General features: G+C 56.6%; 18 protein-coding genes. 12 read left to right on the forward strand and 6 right to left on the reverse strand.

Annotated features, from left to right (window positions below):
- Positions 1-105: 105 nt before the first annotated feature.
- The 8 genes from HNQ64_RS07165 (at position 106) to HNQ64_RS07200 (ending at position 8331) form a co-directional block, all read left to right on the forward strand.
- Positions 106-2331, forward strand: coding sequence for an NADP-dependent isocitrate dehydrogenase (locus HNQ64_RS07165; RefSeq protein WP_184206942.1), 2226 nt, complete (start codon positions 106-108; stop codon positions 2329-2331).
- Between the two features lie 237 nt (positions 2332-2568).
- On the forward strand, positions 2569-3003 hold the full coding sequence (locus HNQ64_RS07170; RefSeq protein WP_184206944.1) for a YciI family protein: 435 nt from the start codon (positions 2569-2571) through the stop codon (positions 3001-3003).
- Between the two features lie 498 nt (positions 3004-3501).
- Positions 3502-3708, forward strand: a complete 207-nt coding sequence (locus tag HNQ64_RS07175; RefSeq protein WP_184206946.1) for a PIN domain-containing protein — start codon at positions 3502-3504, stop codon at positions 3706-3708.
- Between the two features lie 64 nt (positions 3709-3772).
- Positions 3773-4759: a L,D-transpeptidase gene (locus HNQ64_RS07180; RefSeq protein WP_184206948.1), complete on the forward strand. Its 987-nt coding sequence runs from the start codon at positions 3773-3775 to the stop codon at positions 4757-4759.
- Between the two features lie 98 nt (positions 4760-4857).
- Positions 4858-5316 carry a YhcH/YjgK/YiaL family protein gene (locus tag HNQ64_RS07185; RefSeq protein WP_184206950.1) on the forward strand — a complete coding sequence of 153 codons (459 nt, stop codon included), beginning with the start codon at positions 4858-4860 and terminating at the stop codon, positions 5314-5316.
- A gap of 181 nt (positions 5317-5497) precedes the next feature.
- Positions 5498-6382 carry an ATP phosphoribosyltransferase gene (gene hisG, locus HNQ64_RS07190; RefSeq protein ID WP_184206952.1) on the forward strand — a complete coding sequence of 295 codons (885 nt, stop codon included), beginning with the start codon at positions 5498-5500 and terminating at the stop codon, positions 6380-6382.
- 30 nt (positions 6383-6412) lie between these two features.
- A complete protein-coding gene (locus HNQ64_RS24295) occupies positions 6413-6517 on the forward strand; it encodes an AURKAIP1/COX24 domain-containing protein (protein ID WP_133796641.1) in 105 nt (34 codons plus the stop codon).
- Positions 6518-6588: 71 nt separating this feature from the next.
- Entirely contained in the window at positions 6589-8331 is a 1743-nt protein-coding gene (locus HNQ64_RS07200; protein ID WP_184206954.1) for a tetratricopeptide repeat protein, read from the forward strand.
- A gap of 13 nt (positions 8332-8344) precedes the next feature.
- On the opposite strand, the gene HNQ64_RS07205 is transcribed toward HNQ64_RS07200, so the two are convergent.
- The 5 genes from HNQ64_RS07205 to HNQ64_RS07225 form a co-directional block, all read right to left on the reverse strand.
- Positions 8345-8713, reverse strand: coding sequence for a DUF2237 family protein (locus HNQ64_RS07205; protein ID WP_184206956.1), 369 nt, complete (start codon positions 8711-8713; stop codon positions 8345-8347).
- Between the two features lie 36 nt (positions 8714-8749).
- Complete coding sequence (locus tag HNQ64_RS07210) at positions 8750-11287, reverse strand: hypothetical protein (RefSeq protein WP_184206957.1); 2538 nt, start codon at positions 11285-11287, stop codon at positions 8750-8752.
- 89 nt (positions 11288-11376) lie between these two features.
- Positions 11377-14058, reverse strand: coding sequence for a zinc-dependent metalloprotease (locus HNQ64_RS07215; protein WP_184206959.1), 2682 nt, complete (start codon positions 14056-14058; stop codon positions 11377-11379).
- Between the two features lie 59 nt (positions 14059-14117).
- On the reverse strand, positions 14118-14768 hold the full coding sequence (locus HNQ64_RS07220) for a phosphoribosylanthranilate isomerase (protein WP_184206961.1): 651 nt from the start codon (positions 14766-14768) through the stop codon (positions 14118-14120).
- Positions 14758-15228, reverse strand: a complete 471-nt coding sequence (locus HNQ64_RS07225; protein ID WP_184206963.1) for a response regulator — start codon at positions 15226-15228, stop codon at positions 14758-14760. The genes HNQ64_RS07220 and HNQ64_RS07225 overlap by 11 nt, the downstream gene beginning before the upstream one ends.
- A 121-nt stretch (positions 15229-15349) precedes the next feature.
- Between HNQ64_RS07225 and HNQ64_RS07230 the strand changes: the two genes are divergently transcribed.
- The 4 genes from HNQ64_RS07230 to HNQ64_RS07245 are packed head-to-tail and all read left to right on the forward strand — an operon-like array spanning position 15350 to position 17461.
- Positions 15350-16048, forward strand: coding sequence for a MotA/TolQ/ExbB proton channel family protein (locus tag HNQ64_RS07230; RefSeq protein ID WP_184206965.1), 699 nt, complete (start codon positions 15350-15352; stop codon positions 16046-16048).
- Between the two features lie 32 nt (positions 16049-16080).
- Positions 16081-16497 carry an ExbD/TolR family protein gene (locus HNQ64_RS07235; RefSeq protein WP_184206967.1) on the forward strand — a complete coding sequence of 139 codons (417 nt, stop codon included), beginning with the start codon at positions 16081-16083 and terminating at the stop codon, positions 16495-16497.
- Positions 16494-17222: a hypothetical protein gene (locus HNQ64_RS07240; protein WP_184206969.1), complete on the forward strand. Its 729-nt coding sequence runs from the start codon at positions 16494-16496 to the stop codon at positions 17220-17222. The genes HNQ64_RS07235 and HNQ64_RS07240 overlap by 4 nt, the downstream gene beginning before the upstream one ends.
- Positions 17219-17461 (forward strand): hypothetical protein, encoded by a 243-nt coding sequence (locus HNQ64_RS07245; protein WP_184206971.1) that lies wholly within the window; start codon positions 17219-17221, stop codon positions 17459-17461. The genes HNQ64_RS07240 and HNQ64_RS07245 overlap by 4 nt, the downstream gene beginning before the upstream one ends.
- A gap of 76 nt (positions 17462-17537) precedes the next feature.
- Here the strand turns inward: HNQ64_RS07245 and HNQ64_RS07250 are convergent, their stop codons facing one another.
- Positions 17538-19211 (reverse strand): hypothetical protein, encoded by a 1674-nt coding sequence (locus HNQ64_RS07250; protein WP_184206973.1) that lies wholly within the window; start codon positions 19209-19211, stop codon positions 17538-17540.
- Between the last annotated feature and the right edge of the window lie 69 nt (positions 19212-19280).

Below are 19280 nucleotides of genomic sequence, written 5' to 3' on the forward strand. Positions count from 1 at the left end.
AAAAGAAGCACGTTTTCTGCGCATTTCATCTGCTTGCCGGGCACCTTGACCGTTGCGCTCAGCGGCAGGTGCGTCTAGCTCTGAACGGTCAAAAATCATTCCGACATGTCCTCCAAGCCCACCATCATCTACACGAAGACAGACGAAGCTCCCGCTCTCGCCACCTACTCCCTGCTGCCGATCGTTGAAGCCTTCACCCAGTCCTCCGGTATCGCGGTGGAAACTCGGGACATCTCTCTGGCGGGCCGCATTTTGGCCAATTTCCCTGACTGCCTGACGCCTGACCAGCAGATCCCGGATGAGTTGGCCTACCTGGGCAAACTTTGCGTGGCCCCAGAAGCTAACATCATCAAACTACCGAACATTTCCGCCTCCGTGCCCCAGCTCAAGGCGGCGGTGGCCGAGTTGCAGGGCCAGGGCTACAAGCTGCCTGACTATCCTGAAAATCCCCAAACGGATGCCGACAAGGAAATCAAAGCCCGCTATGCCAAGGTGATGGGCAGCGCGGTAAATCCTGTGCTGCGTGAGGGCAACTCCGACCGTCGTGCGCCGAAGGCCGTCAAGGAATACGCCCGCAAGAATCCTCACTCCATGGGCAAGTGGAGCACCGCCTCCAAGACGAGCGTGGGCACGATGGGGCAGAATGATTTCTTCTCCAATGAGAAGTCTGTCGTGGTGGCTGAGGCCACTGATGTGAAGATCGAGTTCGTCGGCAAAGATGGCAGCACCAAGGTCCTGAAGGCCAGCACCCCGCTGAAGGCGGGCGAGATCCTCGACGGCACCTTCCTCAGCAAAAAGGCGCTGCTGGCCTTTCTGGAGGCGCAGATCGCCAAGGCGAAGGCCGACGGCGTGCTCTTCTCCCTGCACATGAAGGCCACGATGATGAAGGTCAGCGACCCCATCATCTTCGGCCACGCGGTGCGTGTGTTTTTCAAGGACGTCATCAGCAAACACGCCGACACTTTGACGGAATTGGGCGTGGACTTTAACAACGGCTTTGGCGACCTCATCGCCAAGCTTGATAAGCTGCCTGCCGACAAAAAGGCCGAGATCGAGGCCGACATCCAGGCTGCTTACGCCAATGGCCCGGCCATCGCCATGGTGAACTCCGACAAAGGCATCACCAATCTTCACGTGCCGAGCGACGTCATCGTGGATGCTTCCATGCCAGCCATGATCCGCACCTCGGGCCAGATGTGGAATGCCGCTGGCAAACCGCAGGATACCCTCGCGGTGATCCCGGATAGCTGCTACGCTAGTGTCTATCAGACCGTCATTGACTTCTGCCGCACCACCGGTGCCCTGGATCCCAAGACCATGGGCACGGTGCCAAACGTCGGCCTCATGGCCCAGGCTGCCGAGGAGTACGGCTCTCACAACAAGACCTTCGAAGTCCCTGCCGACGGTACCGTGAAAGTGACGGACAGTGCAGGCAATGTCCTCTTCTCACACGAAGTGGAAGCAGGCGATATCTGGCGTGCCTGCCAGACCAAGGACGCCCCCGTGCAGGACTGGGTGAAGCTGGCTGTCAACCGTGCCCGCGCCACCGGCTCTCCCGCCATCTTCTGGCTGGATGAAAAACGTGCCCACGATGCTCAGATCATCGCTAAGGTGAACCAATACCTTGCTAATCACGATACCACCGGGCTAGACATCCGCATCCTCCCGCCTGCCCAGGCCTGCCAGATCAGCCTGGAGCGCATCAAGGCCGGTCAGGACACCATCTCCGTCACAGGCAACGTGCTGCGTGACTACCTCACGGATCTGTTCCCGATCCTCGAGCTTGGCACCAGCGCCAAGATGCTCTCCATCGTCCCGCTGATGAATGGCGGCGGCCTGTTTGAAACCGGCGCCGGTGGTTCCGCACCGAAGCACGTGCAGCAGTTCCTCGAAGAAAACTACCTGCGCTGGGATTCCCTGGGCGAGTTCCTCGCCCTCGCTGTCTCCCTGGAGCACCTCAGCGAAACCTGTAAAAATCCCAAGGCCAAGGTGCTGGCGGATACCCTGGACGCCGCCACTGGCAAGTTCCTCGACTTTGACCGCTCCCCAGGTCGTAAGCTGGGCACCATTGACAACCGCGGTAGCCACTTCTACCTCGCCCTTTACTGGGCCCAGGCTCTGGCCGAACAATCGGCTGACGCAGAACTTCAGGCCCAATTCAAACCCATCGCCGAAGAGCTCACCACCAACGAAGCCAAAATCGTTGAAGAACTCATCGCCGTTCAGGGCAAGGCTGTGGACATCGGTGGTTACTTCAAACCAAACGACCAGAAAGCCAGCGAAGCTCTGCGCCCCAGCATCACGCTGAATGACATCCTGGCCAAGCTGTAAGCTTGGCCTTGGCGGGTGTTAATCACGCCTTTCTTCGAGAAACCCGTCGCCCACAAGGTGACGGGTTTTTTGTGGGAGTCTCCAGGCTTGCGAGATTAAGCTGTCAAAGTGGAATGAACTTGTCCTTTAGGCTCAGGCCCATTCGTCATGAATTTGAAATCGGGCACTGGCAAGACGGTCACGGCGACTTGAGGCAGGCTCGCCTAACGAAAAATCCAACCAGAAAGAAACACCGCAATGAGAGTCATGGTCATTATCAAAGCAACGAAGAACTCGGAAGCTGGCGTGATGCCGAGTGAGGAACTCCTAACGGCAATGGGCAAGTTCAATGAAGAACTGGTGGCCGCCGGAGTGATGCTGGCTGGCGACGGCCTGCACCCTAGCCACAAGGGTAAACGAGTGAGGTTTTCCGGTGGGCAGCGAACCATCATGGATGGTCCCTTTGCAGAGACAAAGGAACTGATCGCCGGTTACTGGATATGGCAGGTGAAGTCTATGGACGAGGCCCTGGAATGGATGAAGCGCTGCCCGGATCCCATGCCCGGTGAAGAGTCTGAGGTGGAACTGCGCCCCTTGTTTGAGATGGAAGATTTTGGCGAGGAACTGACCCCGGAACTGCGCGAACAGGAAGACCGCCTCCGCACCGAACTGGAACGCCAGCAGGGGGTGTAAAGTCCCACGTAAGCGCTTCTTTGAGAGCCAATCCAGACTTACAGAGGTTGTGTTGTTATGGTATGTGTGATGGTATGGCGACGATGTCTCACCGCACTACCTTCGCTCTTGATGACGCCACAACCTTGCGCATCGGCAGCCTCTCCAAGCTCTGGAGAGTTTCCAAGGCAGAAGTCGTGCGACGAGCCGTATCTCAGGCAGAGGTAGAGACTACAAAAGCGAATCCAATAGCCTTGCTGCTACAGCTTCATGAGTCTGGTGAGGGACTTTCTCCCAAAAGAGCCCAAAGCTATCCGGCTGAAATTCGCGAGGACCGCCACCAGTGGAGAGGCCTATGATCTGCCTTGATACCAACTATCTCAGTCTTGGACTTGTCGCTGGCAGTCGTGACAGCTTGGAGTTGATTCAGTGGGCACAGGCAGGGAGGTGCAGATCACTCCGATACCAGCCTGGTATGAGTTTATCTGCGGTCCAGTGAGTCCCGCTCAGATTTCTGCCATGAGGGCCTTTTTGCATCAGGTGGTACTTTTTGGCGAGAGTTACGCCATCGAAGCTGCCCGTCTTTTCAACGCAGCAGCTCGCAAGAGATCCTTGCGAGTGGATGCCATGATCGCTGCAACTGCGACCGTCGAAGGTGCTATCCTGGCAACTAACAATAGAAAAGATTTCGGGGTCTTCACGGCCTGCGGATTGCAGCTTTTCTGAGGCTGTAATCCTCGCGAAATCACGGCATGAGGGAATAAAGCGCCCCTCACGCCCTCCTAAAACCATGCAATTTTCTTTTCGCGTGGGTTCACGTGCTCATGCTGCGACCGCGATGGCCCTGCTCGGTCTTTTGGGTCTAACCGGATGTGTGACCTCAAGTCACCGCACCCCGGATCCCGTGGTGGATGCGATGTCGCGCGACCGCACCGTGCAACTGCAGATCTTTCTGGATGGCCAACGTTTCGGCCCAGGGGTGGTGGATGGCCACCCAGGTGAATTCACCAGCAAGGCCCTGGCGCTTTACCGGGAGTCTCAGGGCCTGCCGCACCAGGTGACACCAGATGTCAGCGGCATCGTCCCCTACACCACCTATGCCATCACGGCAGAGGATCTGGGGCGCCTGGGAACGATGGCAAAGGAGCCTGCCGCGCAGGCCCAGCAAAAGACACTCCCCTACACGAGCCTTGCAGAGCTCATCGCTGAGCGTTTTCACACCACCGTGGTATTCGTGGCCGAATTGAATCCTGGCCGCCCAATAGATTCGCTGACCGTGGGGGAGGTGATCCGCGTGCCCAATGTCCAGCGACCTTTACGTGTGGATGCCTATCCCTCCAGTTATTCCAAGCAGGCTACTTCTGCGACGGAATCACGGCGCGTGGTGGTGGATACGCGGCTGCGCATGCTGCGGGTGTCGGAAGGGGCGCGTCTGCTGGCCGCCTTTCCCCTGACGCCGGGTTCGGACGAGCATCCGGCCCCGATGGGGGAATGGAAGATCACCGGGGCAGTGCCCTGGCCCTGGTACCGTTACGATGAAGGTGTGCTGAAACGCGGGGAGCGCACCGAAACCTTTTACAACCTGCCGCCCGGGCCCAACAGTCCCGTGGGCATCTTGTGGACCGGGCTGAACCGCCCCGGCGTCGGCATCCACGGCACCGCCTTCCCAGAGACGATTGGGCGCTCCGGCAGCCACGGCTGCATCCGTCTCTCCAATTGGGATGCCGCCACCTTCTACACGCTGGTTCACAAAGGCATGGCCGTCACCATTCAGTGACCGGCCTGGCCCGTCTGACAACCGGAGATTTGGGGCGGAGGCCACGTCCTTGCTTGCTTCCCGCGCGGCTCGGTTCTAAAACGGCGTTCACACCATCCATGATCCTCGATACCCTCGAAAACGCTGCCCGTTACGAAGTCCTGTCGCCACGCTTTGCCCAGGCCTTTGCCTACCTGCGCGGCGTGGATGGCACCCAGGAACTGGGCCGGGTGGACATCGCGGGCGATGACGTCTTTGCCATCGTCCAGACTTACACCACCAAGCCACAGGAAAAAGCCCTGTTCGAGGCTCACCGGAAGTATATTGACGTGCAGTTCATCCACTCCGGTCGTGAAACCATCCTGTGGGCACCTTTGGCCACCATGAAGGAAGAGACAAGGGCTTACACCCCAGAGAAAGAAGCTGCTCTGTGGAAGCTGGTCCCAGATGTCACCCCGCTGCATCTGAGCGCAGGCCATTTTGCCATTCTCTACCCAGAAGATGCCCACGCACCCTGCGTGGAGTGGGATACTCCCAGCGAAGTCTTCAAGGTCGTCGTGAAAGTGGCCGTGGACTGAGCCTATTCAGTTGAGTTACAGCCCTCATTTTCCCTCCAAATCGCGGGGGGAAATGAGCAGATGAAGGGCCAATACAAAGCTCGCTGACACAGTGAAAAAGACCGAGAAGTTTTTTTCGGGTTAAATAATCCTTTGCACCCTGCCAAACTCCGCTACTTTGCGCGCCCTTTTCCCCGACCAAATGGAACCCCCAAAGAACATCCTCCGACTCGGCCTGCCGAATGGCAGTCTCCAGGAGCCGACGCTTGAACTCTTGAAGCGCGCAGGGTTCCATGTGGTGGTTTCCTCCCGCTCTTATCGCCCCACCGTGGATGACAAGCAGCTTGAGCTGCGTCTCCTGCGCGCCCAGGAAATCGGCCGTTATGTGGACCATGGTTTCCTAGACTGCGGCATCACCGGCAAGGACTGGATCGCGGAGAACAAGGCCGATATTGAAGTGCTGGCCGAGTTCAATTACAGCCGAGCCACCTCCAATGCCACCCGCTGGGTGCTGGTGGTGCCGGAAGATTCCCCCATCCAGTCCGTCAAGGACCTGGAAGGCAAGCGCATCGCCACAGAAGCTGTGGGCCTGACGCAGACCTACCTGGAAAAAAACGGCGTCAAAGCCGAAGTCGAATTTAGCTGGGGTGCGACGGAAGTGAAAGTGCCAGAGCTCGTGGATGCCATCGTGGACATCACCGAGACGGGCAGCTCCCTCCGCGCCAATAAGCTACGGATCGTGGACACCCTGATGGAGAGTTATCCGCAGTTCGTGTCCAGCAAAGCGGCCTTCCAAGATGAATGGAAGCGCCAGAAGATGGAAACGCTCGTCCTGCTGCTGAAAGGCGCACTGGAGGCTCGCGACAAGGTCGGCCTCAAGATGAACGTGCCATCCGCCGCCCTGAAGGAGGTTGTCGCCAGCCTGCCCGCAGAGCGTTCCCCCACCATTTCTCAGCTCGCCAATGCGGACTGGGTTGCCGTCGAGACGGTCATTGCGGAATCCGTCGTGCGGGAGATCATCCCGCGGCTCAAATCTCTCGGTGCCGAGGGCATCGTGGAATATCCGCTAAACAAAGTCATCCCCTAGGATGACGCAAGAACACAGGAGAACACAGACATGGGATCGCTGAAAAAGCGCAGAAAGACGAAGATCAACAAGCACAAGCGCAAGAAGCGCATGCGCGCGAACCGTCACAAGAAGCGTTTGCGCTATAAGTCCTAAGCGCTAGCCTCGGTTACATGATGTGCCACCGTTCCGCGAAGAGAAACATTCGATTCGCTGACGGGGGTACTATGTCCCGAAATAGTCGCCGACTTCGAGTCTGCCTGCTAGGTCTGTTTGTCCCGCTCTCTGGGGTGGGAAAAACGGGCCATGAGCAGGCAGACTTGTCTTTACCTCCCCTGGCCAGTCCCCCGGCGCTGCATTTGCAGCGTGATGGAGAGCGCGTGGCTGAGGCGCTGGCTCACTACACCAGTGCTCTCCAGTTTGAAAACTCCGGTAAGCTCCGAGAGGCGTTGGATCATTATCTAGCCGCCCTGGCTGTAGATCCTGCCAATCCCGACCTAGCCATGCACACGGCCGAGCTGGCCTACAGCTTCAAGGGCCGCAAGGAGGCTCTGGCCATTTTACAAAAGGCCGTGCAGGACAGCTCAGACATCCCTGCACCGTATCTGAACCTGGCCCGTTTTTGTGCTACCTACGCTCCAGACGATCCTTTTGAAAATGATCGCGCGCGGCAGACGCTGGACACGGCCTTGCAGAAATTCCCGAAGAAAGCGGAGGTTTATGGCTTTGCGGCAGTGACTTACCTCACTCAGGGATCGCGTGCAGATGCCATCGCTGTGATGGAAAAGGCGCTGCGCCAGGAGATTCCGGAACCTGCATTTTGGCTGACCCTCGGTAAAGCAGCGCAGCAGATCTGGCCTTTGGCCCAGGCTGAAATGCGCGAGGAGCATGTGGCCCGGGTAAATGCCTATTATGCCAAGGCGCTGCGCCACGCGCCAGGTGCCAAGCACGAAGCTGTGCAACTGGAAGTGGCCCAATACTACCTGCTAAGCAATCAACTGCCTGAAGCACGAGGCTTGTGTGAAAAGATGGTGGCTCAAAATGGCAATCTCCAGGCCCGAAAACTCCTTCATCGCCTCCATGATGCGTTTGGAGAGAAGGATAAGGCTTTGGCTCAATTGATCGAGATTGTGAAAGCGGACCCGAAGGATGTGGAGCAGCGTCGGTTGTTGGCCAGTGCTTATGAATCGCGAGATGACTTTGCCAATGCGGTTCCTCACCTGGAGGCGGCTATCCAGATCGGCGGAGGTGAAGGAGAAGACTACCTCTACCTGGGCGAGTTACTTCTGCGGGCTCAGCTTTTTGATAAGGTGATTCAGTTGAGCCAGCGCAGTGTGAAGTTGTTCCCAGATCAGGCTATGTTTTACGTTCAGGCCGCTCTTGCTCAACGCTCATTGCAGCGGTGGGGCAAAGCCATTGAGGCCTTTGAGGAAGCGGATAAAATGGCTGAAGGTGGGCAGGGGGAGCTGATCAATCACCGCTTCTACTTTCAATATGGCATCACCTTAGAACGAGGTGGACGTCATGAAGATGCGGGGCGCATCTTTGAAAAATCCATCACGCTCACACCAAAAGACGAGGTGGAGGCCGCTGCCAACACCATGAATTACCTGGGTTACATGTGGCTCGAGCTGGACCGCCATTTGGACAAGGCTGGCGAGCTGATCCTCAAGGCCAACGAATTGGAGCCTGACAATGCTGCCTACATTGACAGCTTGGGCTGGTGGCATTTCAAAAAAGGGGATTACCCCAATGCCGTCAAAGAATTGCAGCGCGCGATCACTCTCCTGTCTGAATTACAGCCGGATGATGCGGAGATCATTGAGCATCTGGGCCAAGTGTATCTCAAGATGAATGAGCTGGATAAAGCCCGTGAGCAGTTTGAAAAAGCCCGCTCGCTGCAGCCCACCGATGCACGCGTGCAAAAGCGCATCCTTGAAGGATTGAAAAAGACTGGAGTGAAGCCTTAAAACGCAACACCGTTTACTCCCCCATAGGCAGGGCGTGAGCTTTGAGGTCTTCCAGATTGACCCATTCGATGGCTGAAGAATGCGTGGCTTCTAAGCAGACTTTGGGGGCCACTCCTGCATCAAAAGCTTCTTTCCAACGTGTCACGCAAAGGCACCAGCGGTCACCGGGCTGAAGACCTGGGAAATCCCATTGAGGCGCAGGGGCCATGAGGTCATTGCCGCGGGACCGGGAGAAGAGTAGAAACTCCTCAGTGACCTGAACGCATACGGTGTGCAGCCCCACATCGCCCGCCCCGGTACGGCAGTAACCATCCCGGTAAAACCCGGTCATGGGTTGAGTACAGCAACACTGGAGATTTTGGCCGAGGACGTTTGTGGGCATAACGGGGAGGGAGAAATGGTGAATCTACGAAACGGATCACTTAGTGTCCCAAATGAAGTGCTCTAGGCGAATGCGGGTGGAGAGTTCCTTGGCTTCCGCTGCGCGGTCACCGGTCGAGAGCGCAATCTTTTCCGCTAAGCGTGCTGCGGCTTCCCATTCTTTAGTGGTCTCAAGCAGGTCAATGCCGAAGAAGCCTGCACGATAGTACCAACGAAATTCTGCGGGGTTGGTAGGCCCGGTAAAGCCGCTGGCTTGGACCACATTGTAGCAGGCTTCGAGGGCTTCATTGGTCAATCCTGCTGCGTTCAAGACTGCGGCTAGAGTGTAGCCTGCGCGAGCGCTCCACAGGTAGGTCAGGTCATCCTCCTTCAGCAGTTGGCGCAGGGCGGTGACCGCTTTATCCAGTTGAGCCGGGTCGGTCTTACCCAAAAGCATAAGGATTTCTGCCCGCTCACAGGTGAGGGATCGGCGCATGTCTTCGGGCAGATTTTTTTCAGTGAGCAGGCTGTCGAGTAATTTTAGAGCCTCGGCTTCTTGGCCAGCGCGGCGTTTGGCCAGTGCCTGCTGTTGACGGGCGGGAATGCTGAGTGGGCCGCCGCGTTCCGCTAATTCCTGCCAGAGATTGATGGCTGATTCGCGGCCTTCATCGCTCATCATGGAGATGGCCGCCATACCAGCGAAGTAGAGCGCCGTATCTGCATACGCGGAGGTGGAGTAAGTTTGGGCCACCAGTTCAAATTCAGTGCGTGCACTGGCGAAGTTTTCCAGACGGTAAAAAGCATCGGCGATTTTCATGCGTACCGCCGCCGATTGGGGGGCTTCTGGCCATTGTTTGAGAAAGTCAGCCCCGGCTTCTGTGAGGGCTTTAAGCTGCCCCTGCTTGTCTAGCATCCAGAGACGCGTGACGGCGATTTGTTGAAGCTGACTTTCGGTAGCACCCGAGAGGCTGGCGGCTGATTGAAGGCTGTCTTCACTGGCGGCGAAATCGGTCGGGATTTGAGTCAGCAGAAATTCTGCCAAAGCGATGTGGGCCTGGATGAGACGTGGGTGACCAGCATGTTTTTGAATGAAGGTGCGCAGGGCCTCCGCAGCGCTGGCTTGGGAACGCGTAGCGAGGTCTAGAGCTTGGTCTAACTCCAAATCCGCTGCGGTGTCCCCAGACTTGACTGTGGCGGCAGTGCCGGCGCTGACGGTTTCCAGTTGGCTAAGGAGGCTTTGATACATCGCCGCTTCTCCGGCCCGTAGGGTCGCCACGCCCGCGTTGTAAAGAGCGGCCCGGCGTTCTGCCAGGGTGACAGCGACGTTGGCTGCAGCCTGGAAGAGTTCGGCGGCTTGGGCGTAGTCCCCTCGGGTAAAAGCGGTACCCCCCGTGACGAAATCCACCATGGCAGACTGTCCGGCTCCATAGCGTTGGCGCCATTGGTTGGCCAGGGCAGTGACGCGTCCGTCTGCTTTCATCGCCCCATAGGTCTCCAGGGCTAAGCGCATGGCCTCAGCTCCTCGAGGATGCCCATGATAAAGTTGCACCATGGCCTCCAGCAGCCCAAGGCCCTCCATCGTTCGCTTTTGACTCAGCAGCCAGCGGGACATGAGCAGCATGGCATGTCCACGAAAAGTTTGGGTCGAAACCAGCGGTTGCAACGCTTGCTTTTGGACCGTGTTGCCTTCCGTGATCCAGCGCAGGGCCGCATCTGGCGGCAGTAAGTGCCCGGAATCTGTCTCCAAAGCGCGGGCGAGGAGATCGAAGGCATCTGTCCACAGCAGGCTATCCACAGTGTTGTCTAAAAACTGGACCAAAGACTCGATGCACTCGACGGCTCTGCCCTGCCGCAGGCGGGTTTCAGCCAGCAACACCGCTGCCGCATGGTGAAGGCGTTCTCCACCTCCTGAGGAGGCAACAAGACTCGTCAGGAGGGCTTCAGCCTCCGGATATCGAGCCAATTCCATGAAAGCGCGGGCACGTAACATGTCTGCTGTGGGTTCACCGATTTCACGGGGCAGTGCGGCTAGATCATCCAGCGCGGGTTGGTAGTTGCCAGAATTGAGGTCCAGTTCATCCAGCATGAGGCGCGCGCGCCGTGCTGTTTCAGGTGAAGCCGAGCGGCGTAGGATCACCAAAAGATCACGTGCCTGAGAGGCCTGTTGCAGGGCTAACCAAACTTGAGCGAGCAAAAGCTGCTCTTGGCTGGTGGCCTCCTCGGCCTCAAGGCGGGTTTCCAAAGTTTGTCGCGCGGCGTCCAGTTCCCCGGCGACGACATGCGCCTGAGCTTTCCAAAAAGGTTTATTGGGCACCTGCTCCTGCGCCAATAGAGCTAGGGCGGCACGGCCATCTTTAGCACGTACCCAGGATTCGACCGCTAGGCCCGCCAGGGTGAGTCGGTCCGTACTCGTCCAGTCCTTTTGCTCCAGCAGACGGGCCGCTTTGGTCGCAGCAACGCCTGGCAATCCATCAGTAAGGGCTTGGCGCGCAAGACGGAATTCACCATTGTCCTGCAACTCCGCTGCCAGCAAAGGCAGCGTGCTGGCCCAGCAAAGGACCTGGAGGCATAGGAAAGATCGTCGGGCGCAGCGCATGGAGCTTTACGCTAGAACAGAAGTGGCCGTTTTGCCAACGTGTTCCACCACGGAAAGCTCAGGAGGGATAACGAAGGGAATGGGAAGATTTACTCGTCCAACCCTCTTTTGATCTTGTAGCGGAGAAAGGCTGTGTGGGCCGCATTGGCATTCAACGGTGCAGCATTCAGGCGCGTGCGGATGTCTTCAATCTCACCCAAGGCCACCGCTTGGGCCGCTGGCAGGTAGGCCCCGTAATTGACGATCCGCAGCAGGCGATCCACATACTCACTCTGCAAGTCCTGGCGCAAGCTGCTAGGTCCCGTGGCGGGATCATTGAGAAAAATGGCATCCGTTAGCCGATCCATGACTTGGCTCAGCGGCACCTCATTGCCATAGAGGGCACTGTCCAGAATGCGCTGCTGAGTCTCATTGTGGAGCAAGTGGTCTAACAAAGACTTTTGCAAGAGGCTAATGCGTTCATGCAGCTTAGGATCTTCATCTTCCTTGCGGAAATTAAACCCACGCCGCTGTTGCTGAAGGTGGGCGATGAGGTCTGCGGGCACGTCCCAGGCATCTGGAGCAAAAGCATATTTAGCTAGGGCATCCAGAGCTGCTTCTTGCTTGGCCTTCTCCACGGGTGTGTAAGGTTTTTTACCCGGCGCTTGGCCCACAAAGGCACGCTCCACATACACCCCGCCCACATAGCGCGTCATGGCGACGAGCGCATCGGCCGATTCACGCGTGAGGGCGACGTACGACTGAGTCAGACTGTGCCAGCTTTCGCCTTCACGGGGCTCTTTACTCAGGAGGTCTTTCAGGCGAGCTTTCACCAAGTCGCAGCGCTGAATCCCGTAGGTAATAGGGTCCCCACTCATGTCATAAATCATTGCCCGTGGATCAATGCCCTTGCCAGCGCGGCGCATGTCATCGGCATCGTTGCCAAAGGCCAGTTCTGGCTGATGAGAGTGCGCGGCGATTTTTTGCAGCCGCTTCGATTCCTCGGCGGGATCTTCCAAAGATTCACTGTAGCCGAACTCAATGGCCCAATGGTCATAAGGCCCTGGTTTGGTGATGTAATATTCCCCCTGCGGAACGCCCTGGGGGGCGATATTTGCCGGCATGTAATCCATGACAGAGCCAGTGAGGCCAGTCTTGGAAGTGATCTCTTTCTTATGAATTTCCGTGGCATCGTAGAGATGGCTGGCACGGAAGTTATGGTTCAATCCCAGCGTGTGCCCTACTTCATGCAGGATGAGTTTGATCAAGGCCTCGCGCGTCAGATCTTTCATCTCCGTCTCACTTGCTCCTCGCAGGCGAAGGGCGGCATTGCCAAACAACAGACCTTGCTGGGCAAACTGACCGTCCTGGCACAGTTCGGCTTCTTTCCCTTGGAAAACGGGTGCTTCCTTATCCTCTGCTGTGGCTAGGCCTAGCTCCGTGAATAGGCGCTGACTACGCAAACGATTGGTGAGGAAGCTAAACTCTAGCATGATGTCTGCTCCCAGGATCTGTCCCGTCCGTGGATTTACAAAGCTGGGCCCGTATCCTCCGAAAGGTGGGTTGGGGGAGGAGGTCCAGCGCAGCACGTTGTAGTTAATGTCGCCCGCATCCCAGGTGGCATTGTCAGGCTGCTGTTTCACCACGATGGCATCCTTGAAGCCTGCCGTTTCAAAGGCTTGATTCCAGCGCAGTGTCGCCTCGCGGATGAGATCTCGCAGTTCGACCGGGGTGGTATTCTCAATCCAAAAAACGATGGGCTGCACAGGCTCGCTAAGCTCAGTGCCGGGCTTTTGTTTGACCAAATTCCAGCGGTGAATGACATCCCGGAAAGGCGTGGCTGCGGTGCTGGTCATATCCGTAACCTGCGTGCTAAAGTAGCCGATGCGTGGATCGTCAAAACGGGGTTTGAAATCATTTATCGGCATGCGGATGAGATTGTGCTGAACGCGTATGCTCACATAGCGTGGGTCAGTGATTTCATCCGCCGTCACCTTGCCATCATTAGCCCAGCCTGGAGATGGGTTTTCATACACATATTCCACCTGAATGGCGGTGTTGTCTGGATAACCATTGATGCGACCGAGTTTCGTTTTGGTTTCCGATAACTTTCCTAATACGGCTTTGCTGGAATCGCCACCCGATGGATACTTCACCATCAGGAGACTCTCGCGCAGAAACAAGTTTGTGGCGGAGATCAGATAACCATTGGCATCTTCAGCCACCACAGGTTCGCTGGAAAGAATGGCGTGGGAGGTATTGGCCTTGGCTGCGCGCGCCAGAGGGCTTTGCGGATCAAAATAAAAGGCGGTGTTTTCAGCAATGAATTCGATGCGGTCAAAGGTCCGGCTAATGCGGAAGATGCGCTCACTGCCGTATTGCCCTCGATTGTGTCCAGCCTGGACGACCCCATCCATGGTTTGATTGAAGTAGATGAACTCAGGACCGATCTGGTCCTTCTTCACATACAGGTGCAGGGTGCCTTTTTCCCGATCCAGGTAAAATTCAAAGAGCCCGGTGACGTGCTGGTGCCCTTTGGTGACCTCAGCCAAAGTCTTCTTTTTGACTGCGGCTACAGTGGTAGGCGCTAGTGCGGGTTTGGCGGGTTCTTCGGGCTTTTTTTCGGCCTCTGGTTTTTTCTCCGGTTCAGGTTTGGGATCTGGCTTGGGGTCAGGTTTAGGCTCCGGCTTTCCCGGAGCGGGGGTAGGCGCAGGGGGAGCGGGTTTGGGCGGTGTTTCCGCCGCAGAGAGTGGAGCTGCCAGGCAGACGAGGGAGAGCAAAAGCAGACGCATGGTGGCAAGGAACGCACCAGGGGTCTGTTGTCTTGGGCTGAGAAATGGGAAAAATGGATTTAGCCCAATTTTGCCTCTTGGATGAATTCTGCGACTAAGGCGAGGTCCTTGATCCCGGGGCCTGATTCTACCCCACTGGCCACGTCCACACCTGCTGGGTGAGTTTGCTGGATGGCCTGCCGCACATTCGCAGGCGTAAGGCCGCCTGAGAGGATGATCTTTTTTTCCGGAAACTCCTCCTGGGCAATGACGGCCAACTCCCACGGGAATGTTTCGCCGCTGCCGCCATAAAGACCAGGGTTGTAGGCATCCAGCAAAACGGTTTCACAGGGATATTCGCCAATTTGGGCCAAGGAGGCCCGATCCCGAATCTGAAGGGCCTTGATGACATGAGCTCCTGCGTCCAGAAGACGACCTACCTCAGCAGGAGATTCGTCACCATGAAGTTGCAAGATGTCCACCAAGGCCTCTTGCATGAGCTGGTCCAGCAGGGCGGCATCTGGATTCACCATGACTGCGACCAGGCAGGTCTCAGCACGGACGTTTGGCAGCCACAGGGCTGCTTTTTCTACGGGCAGGTAACGTTTAGACTTGGGCCAAAAGTTGATGCCTAGGGCATCCGCTCCGAGCGTGATGATGTCGCGAGCCTGTTGTTCCTGGGTGATGCCGCAAATTTTGACGGCGGGGGGAGTGGAAAGGTCAGGAAACATGAGAGGGCGGTGACGATTGACTCGAAGAAGAGATGATATTGTGGCCAGGAAGCAGACCTGCCGTGAGAGACAGTAGGAGGTCTAACTTAGGAGGATAAGGCATAACGCCTCGCACGCGGGCATCGCGCATTAAATTTGGGTGACTGGCCGTGTCTTCGTTGCGGACCATGAGGATCACAGGGGGGGCCGTGTGGCTACCTGGGTGAGCAAGGGGGTAGGCACGGCTGAGCAGCCGATCCAGCAGGATGCCGCTCATATCCGGTAAGTTGACTGAGAAAATGAAAAGCTGGTATGGCCGCCGTAGGGCCAACTCGAAGGCGCTCTCTGCCGAAGGGGTTTCGTCCACCTCACATTGACGGAAAGAGGTAAGGGCCTCCCGGATCACCCGGCGGAACGGCAGGCTTTCCTCCGCCAACAAAACGCGTGGCGGCGGGGAAGTCGTGGGTAAAGAACTTTCCATTATCGAGAAGCGCAGTAAGATTCTCAGGTTTACAATTTCAATCAAGAGGCATAAATCATGCTCAGGAGGTTCCTGTGCATTTTGCGCGAGCCTCAAGCCAGCCTAGGCACTACGCAACGACATGACTGAACTGATTTCTAAAGGAGGACCTCTGGTGTGGCTATTGATGGCCTGCATGGGGTTTTCCATCGCTATTTTTCTGGAGCGTCTCGCTTATTATCACCGGGTGAGCATGAACATTGGTGAATTCCTCGCCGGTCTCGCCGCTTTGATTCGCAAGAGGAACTATGCAGAAGCCTTGCAGGAAGCCCTGGCCACCCGGGTGCCCGCAGGCCGTGTCATCCATGCCGCACTGCTGCGTCATCATGCGCCGCGCAGTCAATTAAAAGAGATCGTGCAGGAGGCGGGCCAGCTTGAGGTGCCACGCCTAGAACGTTATTTGGGCATTCTGAATGCCATTGCTCATGTGGGGCCACTGGTGGGCCTCCTTGGCACCGTCATTGGCTTGCTGGATAGTTTTACCAATCTTTCCTCTGCCAATGGCATCACCACCCCGGCTGAAGTGGCGCGTGGGGTGTATCAAAGTCTCATCACTTCGGCTCTAGGCCTGGTGGTGGCTATTCCCGCCTACCTTTGTTATGCCTTTCTCAGCGCTCGTTCCCGCTCCATCATGCATGATCTGGAGCGGGCAGGGGTGGAGATTGTGAATCTCATCGAAGACGCCAAGACCACGGACAACATCGTAGAATTCCGCCAAGCGGCGGTGGATGAATCTGCTCATGGTCAGGTGAAAGGACGCTCGCGCAGTCAGCGTGGCTAAGTTAAGATCTGACGGCATCCTACCTGCCAACGATGAAGCTCGAAAGCCACCTGCCGAGGCAAAGTCCCTGGCTCTACATTACGCCGCTGCTGAATGCCGTTCTGCTGCTGCTGGTGTATTATCTTCTTAGCCGAGGATTTGTGATTGAATCCGGCATCAATGTGGAAAAACCACGTTCTTCCAGTCGGTTGACTGGTTTTGACCACGCTCACATCATTACGATTGCCCCAGGCAATGAGGTGCCCATGTATTTTGATGGTCGGCGGGTGACTTTTGAGGAACTGACACAGCGCTTGGTAGATGGTCGCTCAGGCGAACGCCGCGTGATCATTCACCATGATCGCCAAGCACCCAGTGGGCGTGTGGTGGAGGTGATCAATCTCGCGCAAGAACTCGGATTTGAAGCCGCGCTTTCCACCACTCCCTCACCTGCGCCTCTGGTGCCATGAAGCAGGAACGCCTACTCACCTTTGACTGGCATTCGAATGACCGCAGTGTCGTTCGGATGGGCCTAGCACTGCTAGTCACGGTGGTGGCCCTCGTGAGCATGTTCATTGTTTTTCGAGTGGTGACGCCTGAGTCACGTCATGTGGATGTGCGCCCCCAACGTGTCCTCTTGCTAAATCCGAATGAACCTGCTGAGCGGGCGCTCATTCATCAGGCCATGGATCGCAGCTTTGGCATGTTACCCTCTGAGACTGCGGTAACGGGACCTCTCAAGGCCCTGAAAATGCCGGCTTTCACTCCCAGCTACACCAAGCATGAACTGAAGCTGAAGCCGGTGCCTTCAGGCCTAGCTGCTAGCAGCCGCGTGAGGCCATTTGCTCTGGACATGGATGTGCTGCCCCCTTTGCCTGCTGCGGAGCCTGCCGCAAAGGCACCACCGGTTAAGAGGTCCGTTCTCCGGGCTGTGGTCGAAGGGCCGATGGCAGAGCGAGCACCGAAAAATTTGGAAATACCTCAAGTTCCGCTGGCCGATATCACCCGCCCTCGATTTCAGGTGGCGGTAGGTCGCCTCGGCCAGGTTCTGGTCGCATTGCCTCTGAGTGCTTCAGACGATACTGTCATCAATCAAAAGCTGCATCAAGCCATCACTCAAATGCATTTCTCTCCGTCTGAGAAAGACATGGAGTGGGGGCAGATCTCCTTTCGGTGGGAGGGGAAGGCTCCATGATCGGGATCGGCCTCGCCCAGCTCATCATGCTGGTCATGCTTATCGGCGTGACTTCAGTCTGTGGGCTGTGGTTTTACACCTTTTGGCGGGAGCAACGTCGCGAGGCCAAACGCCGCCGCATTGCCATCCTGTGCCGCATCTGCGGCTGTACTTACGCCATTCCGAAAAAGGGCAGTCCCATCACGATTTGTCCTTCTTGCGGAAGTAAAAATGAGCGGGGTGGTTTACCGCCAATTTAGAATTTGGTTAGGCCAAAAAAAGACCCGACCTTGTGGGTCGGGTCTAGAAGTCGTCTGTGATCAGAAGGTGACCGTGTTAGCGAAGGTTTTCGTCCTTCTCGACTTCAAACTGCACTTCGGGAATAGTCTCGGAAATGCCACTCTTACGCACCACCACTCGCACGGGTTTACCTTGGGTGGAAGGCTCACTGGCAAGGATGATTGCGTCATCTGGCGATGAGTTTGAAAGGGTAGGATTGTACAGCCACGTAGTGGTTGCATTGAGGACAGTTTCATCCACTAAACCTTCGGAGGTGAGAACGTCGAGAGTGGCAGGAAATGTCCCATTGTGCTCCAGCGCGTATTTCATCAACGCGAGTCCAATCTGGCGGCCTTCATTGCCCACTTTCATTTGCCGTGCTTTCTCTTGGGTCAAATTAAAGGTAGGCACAGCCATGGAGGAAACCACCGCTAGGTAGCTGATAGCACCTAGGGTGGAACTGTCGCTCATGGCGATGGCTAGATTTGCCACGCCGAGGGTGCCTTCAGCTTCATTGGATGAGCACGCGGCCTGCCCTTGGTTAAGATACGGCGTGATGAAATTGAGCACCTTGCTAACGGTGTTTTTGTAGTCCTCGGATTCTTCTGAACTGGCGATGCTTTTCAGCGCCGTTTCTCGCAGTGTCTTCAGCAAGGTGGGGGAAAGGTAGATCGCGGAGTTGCCTTTTTCCGGCAAGCCGGTCCAGGCCGTTTTGAATTCCAAATCGCCAGTGACGAGGCCTTTGCCTTCCACTGCCGCAGCTAGGAATGCCGGGCGGGTGGCCACCAGGAGGCGGTCGGTCTTGCTGTCAAAGCGCAGAACGGGCTGAAAATCCATCGGCGCAGGGCCCACTGGGGCGCGCATGCTGACGGTGAGGATGCCGTCTTTTTCAAGAACTTCGACAGGCAATGCAGGGTTGCTAAGCATCGGCATGAACTGCTTTTTAAGCGGTTCCAGCAACCAGCCGATGCGATCTGCTACCAGCAAGGCATCCATGCCTGGAAGTGGAAATTCAGCGTTTGGAAGAATGAGTTGTTGCTCGGGATAAACCTTCACGTGAAGCGCCAGTCGAGCATCGAGCTTTTCAATCAATTCTCGCAGTGTGATGCCCAGTGTGGGGATCGGCTGTGCTAGAGGAGCCTCGGCTTCCGCGCGAGCTTTTTCAGGCACCATGCCCAAGAAACTGTTTAGGGTTTCCGTGCCCAGTGTCTTTAAATGGATAGGAAACTCCAGGGAAAGATCTGTGCCTTGAGGGGCGGTCTGATGAATCAAAAAGGGCTCAGCCAGACCGCCGTTAAGCGTCATCAGCCCCTTCCGTCCTCCTGGCATGTAGGCATAAGTGCGGGAGTGGTAGTTGCCTGAATCCAGACGACGCGAGCTGCCGCCAACAGCCTTCACACTGTCCAGTCCCAGTTCCTTGAAAATCCGAGTGACGGAAAAGTCTTTTGGCAGGTCCTTGCGCTGCTCTTCAGGCACGCTTTTGAGGGCTTCATCCAGCAGTGTGGCGATCAGGCTCACGAGCCCTTCTTGATCGGCATAGTTAAATGAAGTTCCACCCAGTTCCAAATGCGGGATCACCTTCATGAAGTGAGGCGAGGCATTCTCTGTGATGAGAGGCACGCTAGGCACCACTGGCGTGACAGGTGCGGCTGAGATGACTGCGGGTGGAGTTTTATTGCACTGAGCCAGCAGGCAGACTGCGGCAAGGCTGAGGAGCGATGTTCTTTTCATGCGTTATGAGACCTGACTAATGAATGCCCTTATCGCCTACTCAGGGTTACAGGAAGTAAAATATTGAGG

The sequence above is a fragment of the Prosthecobacter dejongeii genome, assembly GCF_014203045.1.
Classification (GTDB): Bacteria; Verrucomicrobiota; Verrucomicrobiia; order Verrucomicrobiales; family Verrucomicrobiaceae; genus Prosthecobacter; species Prosthecobacter dejongeii.